13 protein-coding genes, 1 pseudogene and 1 riboswitch are annotated in these 14,109 nt (G+C 51.0%); of the genes and pseudogenes, 11 read left to right on the plus strand and 3 right to left on the minus strand.

Features of this window, described 5'->3' with window-relative positions; all coding sequences use genetic code 11:
* Positions 1 to 2: 2 nt before the first annotated feature.
* Positions 3 to 647, plus strand: a complete 645-nt coding sequence (locus tag BZJ18_RS00150; RefSeq protein WP_241824886.1) for a GNAT family N-acetyltransferase — start codon at positions 3 to 5, stop codon at positions 645 to 647.
* Between the two features lie 99 nt (positions 648 to 746).
* On the opposite strand, the gene BZJ18_RS17185 is transcribed toward BZJ18_RS00150, so the two are convergent.
* The gene (locus tag BZJ18_RS17185) at positions 747 to 896 is read right to left on the minus strand and encodes an EAL domain-containing protein (RefSeq protein WP_131825251.1); all 150 of its coding nucleotides are present in this window, start codon (positions 894 to 896) and stop codon (positions 747 to 749) included.
* Between the two features lie 340 nt (positions 897 to 1,236).
* Here BZJ18_RS17185 and BZJ18_RS00155 point away from each other — a divergent pair, with 340 nt between their 5' ends.
* The 4 genes from BZJ18_RS00155 (at position 1,237) to BZJ18_RS00170 (ending at position 6,024) form a co-directional block, all read left to right on the plus strand.
* Positions 1,237 to 2,025, plus strand: coding sequence for an HAD family hydrolase (locus BZJ18_RS00155; protein ID WP_077454854.1), 789 nt, complete (start codon positions 1,237 to 1,239; stop codon positions 2,023 to 2,025).
* A gap of 17 nt (positions 2,026 to 2,042) precedes the next feature.
* The gene (locus BZJ18_RS00160; RefSeq protein ID WP_069586758.1) at positions 2,043 to 2,309 is read left to right on the plus strand and encodes a DUF3081 domain-containing protein; all 267 of its coding nucleotides are present in this window, start codon (positions 2,043 to 2,045) and stop codon (positions 2,307 to 2,309) included.
* 62 nt (positions 2,310 to 2,371) lie between these two features.
* Complete coding sequence (locus BZJ18_RS00165; protein WP_077454855.1) at positions 2,372 to 4,267, plus strand: PAS domain-containing sensor histidine kinase; 1,896 nt, start codon at positions 2,372 to 2,374, stop codon at positions 4,265 to 4,267.
* Positions 4,264 to 6,024, plus strand: coding sequence for a putative bifunctional diguanylate cyclase/phosphodiesterase (locus BZJ18_RS00170; protein WP_077454856.1), 1,761 nt, complete (start codon positions 4,264 to 4,266; stop codon positions 6,022 to 6,024). The genes BZJ18_RS00165 and BZJ18_RS00170 overlap by 4 nt, the downstream gene beginning before the upstream one ends.
* A 35-nt stretch (positions 6,025 to 6,059) precedes the next feature.
* On the opposite strand, the gene BZJ18_RS00175 is transcribed toward BZJ18_RS00170, so the two are convergent.
* A complete protein-coding gene (locus BZJ18_RS00175; RefSeq protein ID WP_077454857.1) occupies positions 6,060 to 6,290 on the minus strand; it encodes a hypothetical protein in 231 nt (76 codons plus the stop codon).
* Positions 6,291 to 6,298: 8 nt separating this feature from the next.
* Positions 6,299 to 6,399, plus strand: a riboswitch (TPP riboswitch).
* Positions 6,400 to 6,460: 61 nt separating this feature from the next.
* On the opposite strand from BZJ18_RS00175, the gene thiD reads away from it, so the two are divergent.
* Entirely contained in the window at positions 6,461 to 7,318 is an 858-nt protein-coding gene (gene thiD / locus BZJ18_RS00180) for a bifunctional hydroxymethylpyrimidine kinase/phosphomethylpyrimidine kinase (protein WP_077454858.1), read from the plus strand.
* An 82-nt stretch (positions 7,319 to 7,400) separates the two neighbouring features.
* Here the strand turns inward: thiD and BZJ18_RS00185 are convergent, their stop codons facing one another.
* Positions 7,401 to 8,426 (minus strand): potassium channel family protein, encoded by a 1,026-nt coding sequence (locus BZJ18_RS00185; protein WP_077454859.1) that lies wholly within the window; start codon positions 8,424 to 8,426, stop codon positions 7,401 to 7,403.
* A gap of 491 nt (positions 8,427 to 8,917) precedes the next feature.
* On the opposite strand from BZJ18_RS00185, the pseudogene BZJ18_RS17745 reads away from it, so the two are divergent.
* The 5 genes and pseudogenes from BZJ18_RS17745 to BZJ18_RS00205 form a co-directional block, all read left to right on the plus strand.
* Positions 8,918 to 9,253 (plus strand): annotated as a pseudogene (locus BZJ18_RS17745) (methyl-accepting chemotaxis protein); the annotation flags it as partial.
* Between the two features lie 21 nt (positions 9,254 to 9,274).
* A complete protein-coding gene (locus BZJ18_RS17750) occupies positions 9,275 to 9,694 on the plus strand; it encodes a CZB domain-containing protein (RefSeq protein WP_371414258.1) in 420 nt (139 codons plus the stop codon).
* Positions 9,695 to 9,775: 81 nt separating this feature from the next.
* A complete protein-coding gene (locus BZJ18_RS00195) occupies positions 9,776 to 10,675 on the plus strand; it encodes a homocysteine S-methyltransferase family protein (protein ID WP_077454861.1) in 900 nt (299 codons plus the stop codon).
* A gap of 657 nt (positions 10,676 to 11,332) precedes the next feature.
* Positions 11,333 to 12,904, plus strand: a complete 1,572-nt coding sequence (locus BZJ18_RS00200; protein WP_077454862.1) for a type I restriction-modification system subunit M — start codon at positions 11,333 to 11,335, stop codon at positions 12,902 to 12,904.
* Entirely contained in the window at positions 12,901 to 14,109 is a 1,209-nt protein-coding gene (locus tag BZJ18_RS00205; protein ID WP_077454863.1) for a restriction endonuclease subunit S, read from the plus strand. The genes BZJ18_RS00200 and BZJ18_RS00205 overlap by 4 nt, the downstream gene beginning before the upstream one ends.

Genomic DNA, 14,109 nt, shown 5'->3' on the forward strand with positions numbered 1-14,109 from the left:
ACATGGAAGTGAAGGAAATGGAGACGCCGCGGGTAACGATTCGACCCGCCTTTCGTCGTGAAGCGGCCTATTTCTGGCGTCAGATTTACCACTCTCGCGCGTGGAAGCAGTTTGACGCGCCTTATATTCCCCTCGAACCTGTCTCATTTTGGTCCTTTCGGTTTGGCCTGTTCCGACGTTTCATTGTTGGAGACAGTGCCAAAGTCATTTGTGTGGATGAACGTCCTGTGGGCTATGTGACCTTCTACTGGGAAGACAAACGCACACGCTGGCTTGAAGTGGGGATCACTATTTTTGACCCCGCCGATTGGGGGAGGGGAATCGGCCGCCGTGCGTTGGCCTTGTGGGTGGATGAGTTATTTCGCTGCCAAACACTCAACCGAATTGGATTGACTACTTGGTCAGGGAATCCGGGCATGATGCGCTGCGCGAAGGCGTTAGGCATGAAAGAAGAAGGCCGGTTGCGTTCGGTGCGCTTCTTTCAAGGTGAGTACTATGATGCGTTACGTTTCGGTGTGCTTCGCGAAGAGTGGTATGGGTTACATCACGCCTCTACCCAGCTTGGTATCAACAATGTCTCTCTAGACGCCCAACCCGCTCCGCTTGCTGCAGCATCAACCATGCACAAGCATCATACGCTGGTATGATGCTGGCATCACTTGTTTGTCGATGGCGTGACTCTCAAGCGGGCGTGATAACACATAGCCTTGCAAGTAATCGCATTGATGATCACGTAGCCAAGCAAGTTATTGCCGTGTTTCGACCCCTTCTGTGACGACACGCAAATCAAGCGCATGGGCCATGGCAATAATCCCACGACACATTCGGCGTGTTCCAGCAATGAGGCGATAAGGGTAAGGTGCCTCGATGACAGTTTTGATGGGATTTTGTGTCATTTCCGTGAACGCTTGTTTGAACACTGGGTTCTGACGGTGATCGGCGTCGTCAAAAATATGACGTATTTTTTATACAGTCATCAGGTCGGTATCACTGGACGCAACAACGCAAAAATGTGATGTGAATCACTCATTGGTTAGTGGCTTGATTAGGAAACGAACTTTTGAAAAGGGTGGTTGATTATTCATTCTTCTCGCTCAGATTCGATACATTATGCCTGATCTTTCGATAGGGGATCACGACCTTCTCTGCTAACTTCTAGTGAGTCGATGGATGACACACTCTCGACAACACCTCTGTTCCTGCCGAGTAATAACACATTGATTGTGGGGGAGTTCCATGAAAAAGTTGGAGAATGTCTCTGCGGTATGTTTCGATCTAGATGGGACCTTGGCGGACCCATTTGACGACCTTGTTGACGCGATATCGGGCATGTTAAAAGGGCTCGATCTACCACCTGAAGATCCGAATACGATCAAAGACTGGATCGGTGATGGCGCAGATTTGTTGATCCACCGGGTGTTAACACGCCAGATCAATGGCCGCGTGTCAGATGCGGTCTTGAATCAGGCGCGCACACTTTTCCTGTCCTCTTATCTAGGCAAGAAACCGCCAAAAACACGACTCTATCCGGGCGTCCTTGAGTGCTTGAAAGGACTGGCACGCAGACAGCTGCCCATGATCTGTACCACGCACATGCAAACCGTTCACGCCAATAGTTTGTTAAAAGCACTCGGCGTGAGTCACTTTTTCACGCGGATTGTAGGCGCTGATGCGATTGCTGCCTTGCAATCTGGCCCCGATGCCATCTATGAAGCCGCGGCGATTTTACGCGTTGCGCCCACGGAGCTATTGGTTGTTGGGGATGCAGTGAATGACGTTCAGGCCGCACGGTCGGTCGGATCCCCTGTTGTTTGCGTGACTTACGGCTATAATTACGGAACAGAGATAGAGAAAGCGCGTCCCGATCTGACCCTTGATACACTCGCGACGCTGCCCAATATCATAGAAAAGCCGATGCATTCACGCGAACAGGGACCAGCAACCACTGTTCCATCGCATCCGGTCATCGCGTCGCCTTTGCCGTCTCACACCTTGCGCCGGGGAAGTGATGCGCCATTCCGATAAACGGTCAGGAGGGAAGCGTGAAAAACGAACTAGATCCTGCATATCTACTTCGCGCCTACGAGATAGTGACTCAGTTTGGAGAAAAAACCGAACAAGGACATCGCCTAGATGGCATTGAAGCCTTCTCAGATTATGACGGCTACACCATTTATTTAGCCGGAAATGGCGTACAGTTACGGGTGGGGTTTCACAATACATATCACCTGGATTATGAGCACGAAAACCTTAAAACGCAGTTCTTGAATAAGGTCGATGCCTTGGTGAAAAACTATCGACAGTCGTGACCAAACATTCGATAAACGCCCCGTTCTGGGGCGTTTTTTTTGGCCGATGATCAGGATTTGTTATGGATAATCAAACCATTAAGAAAAGCTGTACCGACAAACAGTGCGTAGTGACAGGCACGGATGCCCACTACCAAGCACTCGTGGCGAGTGCAGCCGCTGCCATTTTGGTGATTGATGAATCAGGTGTGATTATCGATGCCAATCCCTACACCCACACATTGCTGGGCTATGACCATCAGCAACTGGTGGGCAACAATGTGGAATGCTTGATGCCGCCAGAGCATGAAGGTAAGCATCAGCATTATCTGATGCAATACCTTACCGGTGGCGAAGCAAAAGTGATTGGAACTGGTCGGCGAGTTAAGGCCCGTCATGTCGATGGGCACCTCGTCCCTGTACACCTTGCGGTCAGTGAAGTACAGATAGACAATCGACGTGAGTTTATCGGCATCATGTCTGATCTCAGCGCGCTCACGCAGGCGCAAGCGAGCGTAAAACACGAGCGCAACCAGCTAAAAACCATCATCAATGCGATTGCCAATCCAGTGTTTGTCCGCGAGTTAGGCGGGCGATATACCATGGCCAATCATGCGTGTGTGCAGGCCGTTGGGGTCGATAATGTGGAGGCGTTAGCTGATGCCTTTGCCCAGTTATTGCCCAAAGGAGGACGAGAGACACTCAACGCGCTGGATCATCAACTGACCATGAATGGCGAGCCGGTGCATACCGATGTCACTCTGAACGATGGCCGCACCTTTAAACTGGCGAAAACCCTCATCCATCACCTCGAAGGTGAGCCATATGCCATTGTTACCGTCGCGTACGATGCCACCCCACTTCTTAATGCCATGAAAGACGCGGAGCGAGCGAACCAAGCGAAAAGTGACTTTCTTTCTGCAATGAGTCATGAATTACGCACACCGCTTAACTGTGTGCTTGGCTATGCACAATTATTAATGAATGCGACCTCGCCAGCGTTAGAGGCCACTCAGCAACAATACGTGGCACAAATACACCAAAGTGGCCGTCATTTACTCGCCCTGATTAATGATGTGCTGGATCTTGCCAAAATCGAGGCGGGAAAAATTTCCCTCAACCCGAGCTGGGCACCTTTGCGTCCGATGATTTGCGAGGCTATCGATTCGCTGTTGCCTCTTGCCCATCGCCAGACGGTGAGTTTGCGCCATACTCTACCGGACACACTCAACGGTGATATTTACGTCGATGCGACCCGTTTTAAGCAAGTGCTGATCAACCTCATTAGCAATGCAATTAAATATAACCATGCGGGTGGACGTGTCACGGTATCGACCCGTCAGCAAGCCGAAACGATAACGATCGCGGTGACGGACACAGGCATTGGTATTGAACAGGATAAGCTGAGCGCGTTATTTGAGCCTTTTAATCGCTTAGCTGCAGAGCAAACCCATATTGAAGGGGCAGGCGTGGGGCTTGCGGTCACACAGCAATTGATTGCGCAAATGCAAGGTGAGATCACCGTGAGCAGCGAAGTCGGAAAAGGGAGTTGTTTTGCCGTCACCTTTCCTTATCGTGGACAGTCGTTGACCGAGATAGCGTCTTCACCCACGCCGTTCACCCTTACCCAGCCGCATCGAGTGCTTTTTATTGAACCAGACGTTGCACAGCAACGCTTAATGGCCGATTGGTTCGAAGATTGGCCGTTACTGACCTTGACCTGTGTCCATGATTTATCGTTAGCAGCCGCGATGGCGCATACCACGCCGCCCTCGCTATTCATGGTCAGTCATGCGGTGCTTGATGACACGGCAGATCAGGTTCAGTCGCGACTCGGTGAACGGCCCATGATCGTGGTTAACGTGCCGGACACCGAATCTATGCAATCGCACAGCGATAGCATTGTGACGTTGGCGTCACCGGTATCGGGTGCGGCGTTGGGCCGAGCGATGCAAACACTTTTGGAGAACAGGGCATGACACGAGAAAAATCCCAAGCGCAGATCCTGATCATTGATGATCGACCGGAAAATGTCGACTTGTTGACTGCCATGTTGCTGCAATCTGGCTATCAACACATCACAGGCCTTAACGATCCACGCCTTGTGGCCGATTACCTCTCACCGATCCCCGATTTAGTGTTGCTTGATATGCGGATGCCACAACGCTCGGGGCTAGATGTTCTCGATTTGCTGAACAATACGCTCGGCGAGCACTGTCCCCCCGTGATGGTGCTTACTGCCGATAGTGACAACAATCTGCGCAATCAAGCCTTATGCCGTGGGGCCATTGATTATCTCACCAAGCCGTTTGATCATCATGAAGTGCTCCAGCGCATCCATAATATTCTCCATTTTCAATTCAAAACCCTGAAAGAGCGAGATCAAGCGGCGCGTTTGCAGATGTTAGTGAATAAGCAAACCGCGGCATTACGTACCCTGTCTTTAACCGATCCCCTAACCAATCTACCCAATCGACGTGCGCTGGTGGATGCGGCTGAACGTCAACTCGCAAAGGGGATGGTGACCGTGTTTATGATCGCGTTGGATGGGATGGAGGCGGTCACACAGCATCAAGGCCACTTAATGACAGAAGCGCTGTATAAACACTTAGCGGGGCTCTTAGCCAGTAGCTCGGTCGCAAGAGGGCGGCGTATTGGTGTGTGGGACAACACACGTTTGGTGATGGTAGTGGAAGGAGATATCACCGCCATTGACGCACTTGCTAAGCGGATTTGTCGATTATTGAGTGGTCATCACACCCTTGATGGCCGTTTGATGTCGATGCACTGCCATGTGGGAATAGCCCAAGCGGAAGGTGAGCATCATGATGTGGAGCAACTCTTTCGCCAAGCGATTCTGGCTATCCCGACCGATGACACTGAAGTGGGTCATTATCGCCAAGAGTTGGATGCGCAATCGCAACGTGAGCATATGATCCGCAATGGACTTAGCCCGGCCCTTGAACAAGGAGGGTTGTCTTTGGTCTTTCAGCCCAAATGGGATCTCAATACCGGCACCATGGTAGGCGCTGAGGCGTTATTGCGTTGGCGTCATCCGCAACTGGGAGCGATCAGCCCGGCCGAGTTTATTCCCATTGCCGAGCGAAGTGCTGATATGATCCAACTCGGCGATGCCGTTTTTTCTATGGCGTTGCGCGCGCTGGTCCGTTGGCGAGAGCAATACACCTTGCCTGAGGCGTTTCACTTAGCCATCAATGTCTCTTCCCAGCAACTTCGCCACGGTTTTGCCGATAGCATTCTTGCCCGCTGCCAAGCGCTGGAAGTACCCACCCAAATCATTCAGCTTGAGGTTACTGAATCGGCGTTAATTCGACATATGTCGGTGGCGCTTAAAGAGTTACAACAGCTCCGTGATGCGGGGATGCACATTGCGCTTGATGATTTTGGCACAGGCTACAGTTCATTGAGCTATTTGAAACAGCTTCCTGTGGACTGGGTGAAGCTTGATCGTAGCTTTATTCAAGACCTTGCATCCAACGCCAGTGACAAACATCTTGTTGGTAGCGTGATCGACCTAGCGCATGGGTTCGGCCACGGTGTGGTGGCCGAAGGCGTGGAAGAAGTTGGTCAGCAACAGATTTTGCAGCGTATTGGCTGCGATCAAGCGCAAGGCTTCTTGTATGCCAAACCGCTGGGAACCGAACAGTTTGAACAGCTTCTGCAAACCGGATGTGAGTGCCCAGCGACGGCTATCAGTGCGCCCGTGTCTGGATAGCCGTGGTCATCATCGGATTAGAGATGAGTCATACGTTAGAGGTGGCTGATAATGGTATCGWGGCGCTGATTAAACTCGGTGTCGGTCACCAAGCCTGACGTGGGGTCAAAATGCTGGTGAAAACTCGGTAGTGATAAGATCCCTTTAACCTCAGCAGCAAAATAGGGAGCAGAGTGCTGGGTTGAGGTCAATACTGGGTGAAAATCAACGAGAAATGCGTGACGGCACGGTATGCGTAAGGCTTGCGCTTTATCCGTAGGATGCATATCCTGAACACAGTTAGTCGGGGAGCAAGTAATTGCTGAGACTGCGAAAGCAGGACCCGTAGAACCTGATCCAGTTAGCACTGGCGGAGGGAACTGACACGATCAGCGCACAAAGTGATGCATACTGCCGTACTTTGTCTCCTTCCGCCCCTGATGATTAAGGGGCCATTATGAACCTATCTCCACCTGTTATTCTCACCATTGCCGGCTCAGACAGCGGTGGTGGCGCGGGCATTCAAGCTGACATTAAAGCGATTTCAGCGACCGGCGGCTATGCGTGCTCGGTGATCACCGCGCTAACCGCGCAAAATACCTGCGGTGTCGAGGCCGTCTTGGCGGTTGAGCCCGATTTTGTGCGCGCCCAATTAGATGCGGTGTTGTACGACATGCCGGTGCGTGCGGTGAAAATCGGTATGTTGGCCAATCAAGCGATTATTCGTGAAGTCGCTGCTGTGCTGGCACGGTCGCCACACTTACCGGTGATTTTAGATCCCGTAATGGTCGCGACCAGCGGCGATCCTTTGCTCGACGAGCAGGCCATGACGGCGTTGATTGACGATCTTATCCCACGCGCAACCGTGCTCACTCCCAACTTGCCGGAGGCCGCCCGTTTAACTGGCCAGCCTGTTCCTACCTCTATCGAGCAAATGCATGAGCTGGTGCCGGCACTTCGCCATCTAGGCTGTCCTTACGTGATGCTCAAAGGGGGCCATCTACACCATACGCCCGAGAGTGTCGATATGTGGATTAGCCGAGACACCTGTCAAACTTTGCGCGCACGCCGCGTTGAAACCACCAACACTCATGGCACCGGTTGTTCACTGTCTGCTGCGATCGCCTCGTTTTATGCCCAAGAGATGACGCCTATCGAGGCCGGGCGAGCGGCTAAGCAGTATTTGACGGAGGCCTTAGCGCATAGTCAGCAGCTAACGGTCGGAAGAGGGGCTAGGCCGGTGCATCATTTTTACGCTTACCCTGATAATTTGTGTCTGTCGCCAGCAGAGCATGCTGTCGCGGAGTTGCCCTGAGACGAGATGGAAACGATCCGCTGCAACCTAAGTGGGGCAGCGGTATCGAAAAGAAAACACAAAGATGCGTTGGACGCGCCCGTTAGGCGGCAGACCAATGTGGTAAACGCTCGGCGGCGATATAAAAGATGCGATCGCCCGGTGCCACTTCGGTGTGTAGGCGAGGGTTCAGAGTGATCCCATCGCCTTTGTCGAGACCAATTAAGGTTGCATCGTGCTCATGCTTTAATTGATTAAACAAGGTGCCGACATCCGTTGCTCTTGCATCGGTGGGGTAGCGGGCACAGTATTGGGTCATCCCTTGAGCCGTGCTCAATAGCTCGTGATGTAATTGACTTGAACCGGGATCAACGGCTGCTTTTGCCAGCATTTCCACCGACACAGACGGCACACATTCAGCGTGCGGATAGTGCTGCTTCAATATTTGGCTGAGTGCATCATCTTGAAAATACGCGAGTAAATGAGCGGAAGGGTTTTTGTGGGCGCAGAACAGAGCCGCAGAAAGCGTAATATCGTCTTCTGGGTTATCGATAATAATGCTAGAGGCGCTGTCGATGCCGGCGCGCGCTATGCCCTCTGCATCGGTAAAGCTGGTCACGCGCACAAACTCTACCTCGCCAGGCAGCGGATTTTCCATTTCAGGACGCACACAAAGCACGATCGGGCGCTCGCCATGAATACCGCTTTGCAACAAACGGATTAACTGAATGGTACGCTGGCCGTTCCACCCCAAAACTAAAATATGATTTTTCACAGTAAGACTCCGTTTTCCTTGTAATCCACGTCGCCAATAATCCACTAAGGCACTGGTCACATGCCCAATCACCACCGCAAACAGACCGAGTCCACCGGGAATGATCCAAAAGGCGGTAATCCACTGTCCTGCCTCGGTCGCGGGCGAGTAATCGCCATAGCCCACGGTAGAGGCGGTGACCACTAAATAATAGATGTAGCGACTGAGTGACTGAGTCATCTCAGTTTCACCCGCCGATTGTAAAAGCAGCCAGCCAATAACGCCGTAGGCGAGTACGACCAATCCGAGAATACGCCCGTTTAAATGGGCGAAGTGGCTGATAATCCAACGTTTAAAAAGCAACCAAAAGGTCATAGTGTCTCGCTCATTCGCTATAGAAACGCCAGTATGAAGGGATTTTTTATGGGTTTACAGTGTAAATCMACGCATTGGCGTTGAGAGGATCACAGTTTAATCGATTACAAGCGCATACATATGCATAAAGCGTACAATGCAGATATTACCGACTAGGAGGACTTCGCGTGTTTACATCTCGTCGTCAACTCGAAAAAGAGCAACAAAAACGTACTGAATTGCAACTGAAACTGGAGCAAGTCAATGCCCAGATAGACGCGCTACACAGCGAAAAAGCGGCGTTAGAATCGGAGCTGGCCGTGGTACAGAAAAAACGGCAAACCGGTAAAGAGATCGACGCTAACCTGTGCCATTTTGGTGATTCGATTACCGCGACCCAATCTTCGCTGGCGACCCTAGCAGAAACCATTAATGGTGAAAAAGAGCGTGTGACGGAGGTGAGCCATCAGGCGGCGTCATGTGCCGAACAAGTCAATGATCTCGCTCGCCAWGTGCAGTCATTATCCGCGCAATGTCAGCAATCGTCGGAAGCAATTCGTGCTCTCGATCAGCACGCACAGGAAGTGAGTGGCATTGTGAACTTGATTCGCGATGTGGCCGACCAAACCAATCTGTTGGCCCTGAATGCGGCGATTGAAGCAGCCCGAGCCGGCGAGCAAGGGCGGGGCTTCGCCGTGGTGGCTGATGAAGTCCGTAACCTCGCCGAACGCACTTCCACAGCAACGCAGGATATCACTCAGCTGGTGGAGAAGATTCGCGCCGGGAGTGGACATGCGTGTACGCTAACCGATCAGCTTGCCAGTGAAGCGATCAAATATAGCGAGCAAGGCCAACAGGTGGCAGATGCGATGGCGACGCAAAGTGAGCAAGCGCAGCACAGCCGAACCACCATTAAAGCATCGGCATTGCGTGCTTTTTGTGAACTGGCGAAACTCGACCATATCAGTTTTAAGTTTGCGATTTATCGTGTGGTGCTCGGTGAAGATAGCATGAGTGCCAACGACGTGACTGATCATACCCAGTGCCGCTTAGGACAGTGGTACGACCGCGGCGAAGGACGACAGTACTTCGCCCAGTTACAAAACTTTAAAGCCATCGCCGCCCCTCATGAGCAAGTGCACACCCACGCGAAAGCGGCGGTGGCCGCGTTTCATGCACAGCAACCCGAGCAGATGGTCGCGGCGCTAACAGGGATGGAAAATGCCAGTATGACGGTGATTGATAAGCTTGAACATCTGGCGATTGAAGGCAGCGAAGAAGTTGCGTAACGCGATGAGTGTGAAATAGCGACACAGATGGTAATCTCATCCTAAATCAAGGATAAAAAGCCGAAGGAGGCTGAAGTTACCATGACGTCGATTGCATTACTTGATGGTGGCCTAGGGCAAGAAATTTATCAGCGAGCGCCACAAGTGAGCTCACGGCTTTGGTCGGTGGCGGTAATGTTAGAGCATCCGGATATTGTTAAAGACGTCCACAAAGACTTTATCCGAGCAGGCGCCAAAACGCATACTCTCAATACCTATCCGGCCACCCCGACACGCTTGGCGAAGGCGGGGTTGCTCGATAGCATTGACACCATCTATCGGCAGGCCTTTTTTGCATTGCAACAAGCCATCGACGAAACTGGCGAGGACGTTGATATTGCCGGTTGCTTGCCCCCTTTAGTCGGCAGCTATCTCGGTCAGCCCCAGCGTAGCTTTGAAGACATGAAAGCGGAGTTTGCCCATATTGCGCGCCTGCAGCCTGACGTAGACGTCTTTCTTATCGAAACTATGAGCAATACACTCGAAGCGCGCGCAGCCTGTGCCGCCGCTCGCGAGCAAGGTAAGCCTTATGGGGTTGCATTTCGTCTCGAGGCTGATGGCAACTTACGCTCTGGCGAGTCGCTTAACGAGGCAATGCGTGCCGTGGCTGACTACGCCCCCACAGCGGTGATGCTAAATTGCTGTGATCCAGCCGTATTGACCGCTGCAATGCCACACATGGCACGGAACTATCACACCGTGGGTGGCTATGCCAATGCCTTTAAATCCGTGGATGATATGGCCAAAGGCAGCAAAGCCGATGCGCTAGAAGCCCGTGAAGATCTCTCACCGCTAGTGCACACCGAACGCGTACAACAATGGATCGCCGACGGTGCCCTTGTAGTTGGTGGCTGCTGCGAAATCACCCCCGCGCACATCCAACACCTCGCACAAACCCTTGAACAGTCTCACGCGATCATCAAGTTTTCGCAGCTGGGTTAGGGGACAGTTTAACTCGTTCCCACGCTCCGGCGTGGGAATGCATACCGAAGCCGATGCACCACTCGTTCCCGCGCTCCTGCGTGGAAATGCATACCGTGGCCGATGCACCACTCGTTCCCACGCTCCGGCGTGGGAATGCATACCGTTGCCAATGCACCACTCGTTCCCACGCTCCGGCGTGGGAATGCATACCGTGGCCGATGCACTACTCGTTCCCACGCTCCGGCGCGGGAATGCATACTGTAGCCGACGCACCACTCGTTCCCGCGCTCCCGCGTGGGAATGCATACCGTGGCCGATGCATCACTCGTTCCCGCGCTCCCGCGTGGGAATACATACCGTGGCCAATGCACCATTCGTTCCCACGGGCCTGAGTGGGAATGCATACCGTGGCCGATGCACCGCTCGTTCCCACGCTCCCGCGTGGGAATACATACCGTGGCCGATGCACCACTCGTTCCCATGCTCCTGCGTGGGAATGCATACCGAAGCCAATGGACCGCTTGTTCCCACGCTCCGGCGTGGTAACGCATACGGCTGCCGCTCCGTCACATTCTTAGCCCAACCTAATCACTGCGCCTTTTGCGTTCTGTTTTCTATGGTAAAATCGAGCCAACTCACGATATTTCAGAACACCACATTCAAACGAGACAATTTATGACAAGCACCCAACAACGTGCCGCACTACAACGCCAAATTTGGGCCATTGCTAACGACGTGCGTGGATCCGTCGATGGCTGGGATTTTAAGCATTACGTACTGGGTACGCTGTTTTACCGCTTTATGAGCGAGAACTTTGTTAACTACATTGAAGCGGGCGATGAGAGCGTCAACTATGCCGGTTTGCCTGACGAGGTCATTACGCCAGAGATCAAAGATGATGCGATCAAAACCAAAGGCTACTTCATCTATCCAAGCCAGCTGTTTAGTCACGTAGCCAAAGATGCCTATAACAATGAGCACTTGAATACCGATCTTGCCGATATATTTTCCGATATTGAGAACTCCGCCAACGGCTACCCGTCCGAATCCGACATTAAAGGCTTGTTTGCTGATTTTGACACCACCAGCAATCGACTCGGCAGCACAGTAAAAGACAAAAACACCCGCCTAGCCCATGTCATCAAAGGCGTCGCCGGGCTAGATTTTGGTCACGCTTTTTTTGAAGATGGTGAAAGCAGCCAAATTGATCTTTTTGGCGATGCGTACGAATTTCTTATCTCTAACTACGCGGCGAATGCAGGTAAATCGGGCGGTGAGTTTTTTACTCCACAAAATGTCTCTAAACTGATTGCGCAACTGGCAATGCACAAGCAAACCAGTGTGAATAAGATTTACGATCCCGCTGCTGGCTCTGGCTCACTGTTGTTGCAAGCCAAAAAGCACTTTGACAATCACATCATCGAAGACGGCTTTTACGGGCAAGAGATCAATCACACTACTTACAACTTGGCACGTATGAACATGTTTTTGCACAACATTAACTACGACAAGTTTGATATGCAGCTGGGCAATACCCTGACCGACCCAAAACTACGCGATCAAAAGCCGTTTGATGCCATTGTGTCTAACCCGCCATATTCGGTGAAGTGGATTGGCAGCGATGACCCCACCTTGATTAATGATGATCGCTTTGCGCCGGCGGGAGTGCTGCCGCCCAAATCAAAAGCCGATTTTGCGTTTGTGCTTCATGCGCTGCATTACCTGTCAAGCAAAGGGCGCGCTGCCATTGTTTGCTTCCCGGGTATTTTTTATCGCGGCGGCGCGGAAAAGAAGATTCGCCAATATTTGGTGGACAACAACTACGTTGAAACCGTGATTTCACTGGCACCTAACTTGTTCTTTGGCACCAGCATTGCGGTGAATATTTTGGTGCTGGCGAAAAACAAACCGAACACGGACATCCAATTTATTGATGCCAGCGGTTTGTTTAAAAAAGAGACCAATAACAACATCCTGACCGATGAGCATATTGCTCAAATCATGGCCGTGTTTGATAGCAAAGAAAATATCGATTATCTGGCTCGTTCGGTACCCTTGGAAGAAATTGCCGACCCCGCTAACGACTACAACCTCTCGGTCAGCAGCTACGTGGAAGCTGAAGATACCCGCGAGCAGATTGATATCACCGCGCTGAATGCCGAGCTAAAAAACACGGTGACCAAAATCGACCAGCTACGCACTGAGATTGATGCCATTGTCGCGGAAATTGAAGGAGGCGAGGCATGAGTCAGTTGAGCTTTTTGGATAAATTGCTGGATGGGGTTGAAGTTGAATGGTTGCCCCTTGGTGAATTCGGTCAATTTATTCGTGGTGGAGGTCTGCAAAAAAAAGACTTTGTAGAAAGTGGATATCCTGCAATCCATTATGGACAAATCTATACAAAATATGGATTGGAAGCAAAAGAGACGTTTACATTCGTATCCAGTGAGTTAGCTACCAAACTTAAAAAAGCTAAGAAAAATGATCTCCTTCTAGCTACTACATCTGAGAATGATGAGGATGTTGTCAAGCCGTTAGCGTGGTTGGGTGACTCAGTTGCAATATCTGGCGACATGATGATTTTTCGTCATGAGCAAAACGTAAAGTATTTAACGTACTGTATAAAAACTACAGAATTTCAATCCAGTAAAAAGAAATATATAACAGGGGCGAAAGTTAAGAGAGTGTCGAAAGACAACCTAACCAAAATACTCGTCCCCATCCCTTGCCCAAACAACCCCGAAAAATCGCTGGCGATTCAGGCGGAGATCGTACGCATACTCGACACCTTCACCGAGCTAACCACCGAGCTAACCACCGAGCTAACCACCGAGCTTAACGCCCGTAAACAACAATACAACTACTATCGTGAGCAGTTGTTAAGCCGAGAGCACCATTCATCAGTGCAGTGTACGTTAGGGGATGCGCTTGATATGCGTGCTGGAAAGCATATTAAAGCCAATAATATAAACAAATTTGAAAAAAATGAGTTTATATATCCTTGCTACGGTGGGAATGGCCTACGAGGCTTTGTGAGTGATTATAGTCATGATGGTAGCTATGTTGCTATAGGTAGACAAGGTGCATTATGTGGTAATATAAAACGAGCCAATGGAAAATTTTACGCCACCGAGCACGCAGTAATTTGCTCAGCCAAAAATGGAGTAAATATTGATTGGGTTTTTCATATGCTCACATATATGAATTTGAATCAATATAAATCAAAGTCAGCCCAGCCCGGACTCGCGGTAAGTAAAATCGCTAAACTACCTATAACAATTCCACCGGTTGCAGAGCAAACACGTATTGCAGCGATTCTCGATAAATTCGACGCGTTAACCAACTCCATCATCGAAGGCTTACCCCGAGAAATAGAGCTGCGTCAAAAGCAATACGAGTATTATCGTGACTTGTTGTTGAGTTTCCCGAAGCCAAGTGACGAGGCGGCATGA

Source organism: Salinivibrio sp. IB872, from assembly GCF_001995345.1.
Classification (GTDB): Bacteria; Pseudomonadota; Gammaproteobacteria; order Enterobacterales; family Vibrionaceae; genus Salinivibrio; species Salinivibrio proteolyticus.

Excerpts from the sequence above, each read along its gene's own strand:
- BZJ18_RS00150 (WP_241824886.1), top strand. The coding sequence starts at position 3 with ATGGAAGTGAAGGAAATGGAGACGCCGCGGGTAACGATTCGACCCGCC.
- BZJ18_RS17185 (WP_131825251.1), bottom strand. The coding sequence starts at position 896 with ATGACACAAAATCCCATCAAAACTGTCATCGAGGCACCTTACCCTTAT.
- BZJ18_RS00155 (WP_077454854.1), top strand. The coding sequence starts at position 1,237 with ATGAAAAAGTTGGAGAATGTCTCTGCGGTATGTTTCGATCTAGATGGG.
- BZJ18_RS00165 (WP_077454855.1), top strand. The coding sequence starts at position 2,372 with ATGGATAATCAAACCATTAAGAAAAGCTGTACCGACAAACAGTGCGTA.
- BZJ18_RS00170 (WP_077454856.1), top strand. The coding sequence starts at position 4,264 with ATGACACGAGAAAAATCCCAAGCGCAGATCCTGATCATTGATGATCGA.
- thiD (WP_077454858.1), top strand. The coding sequence starts at position 6,461 with ATGAACCTATCTCCACCTGTTATTCTCACCATTGCCGGCTCAGACAGC.
- BZJ18_RS00185 (WP_077454859.1), bottom strand. The coding sequence starts at position 8,426 with ATGACCTTTTGGTTGCTTTTTAAACGTTGGATTATCAGCCACTTCGCC.
- BZJ18_RS17750 (WP_371414258.1), top strand. The coding sequence starts at position 9,275 with ATGGCGACGCAAAGTGAGCAAGCGCAGCACAGCCGAACCACCATTAAA.
- BZJ18_RS00195 (WP_077454861.1), top strand. The coding sequence starts at position 9,776 with ATGACGTCGATTGCATTACTTGATGGTGGCCTAGGGCAAGAAATTTAT.
- BZJ18_RS00200 (WP_077454862.1), top strand. The coding sequence starts at position 11,333 with ATGACAAGCACCCAACAACGTGCCGCACTACAACGCCAAATTTGGGCC.
- BZJ18_RS00205 (WP_077454863.1), top strand. The coding sequence starts at position 12,901 with ATGAGTCAGTTGAGCTTTTTGGATAAATTGCTGGATGGGGTTGAAGTT.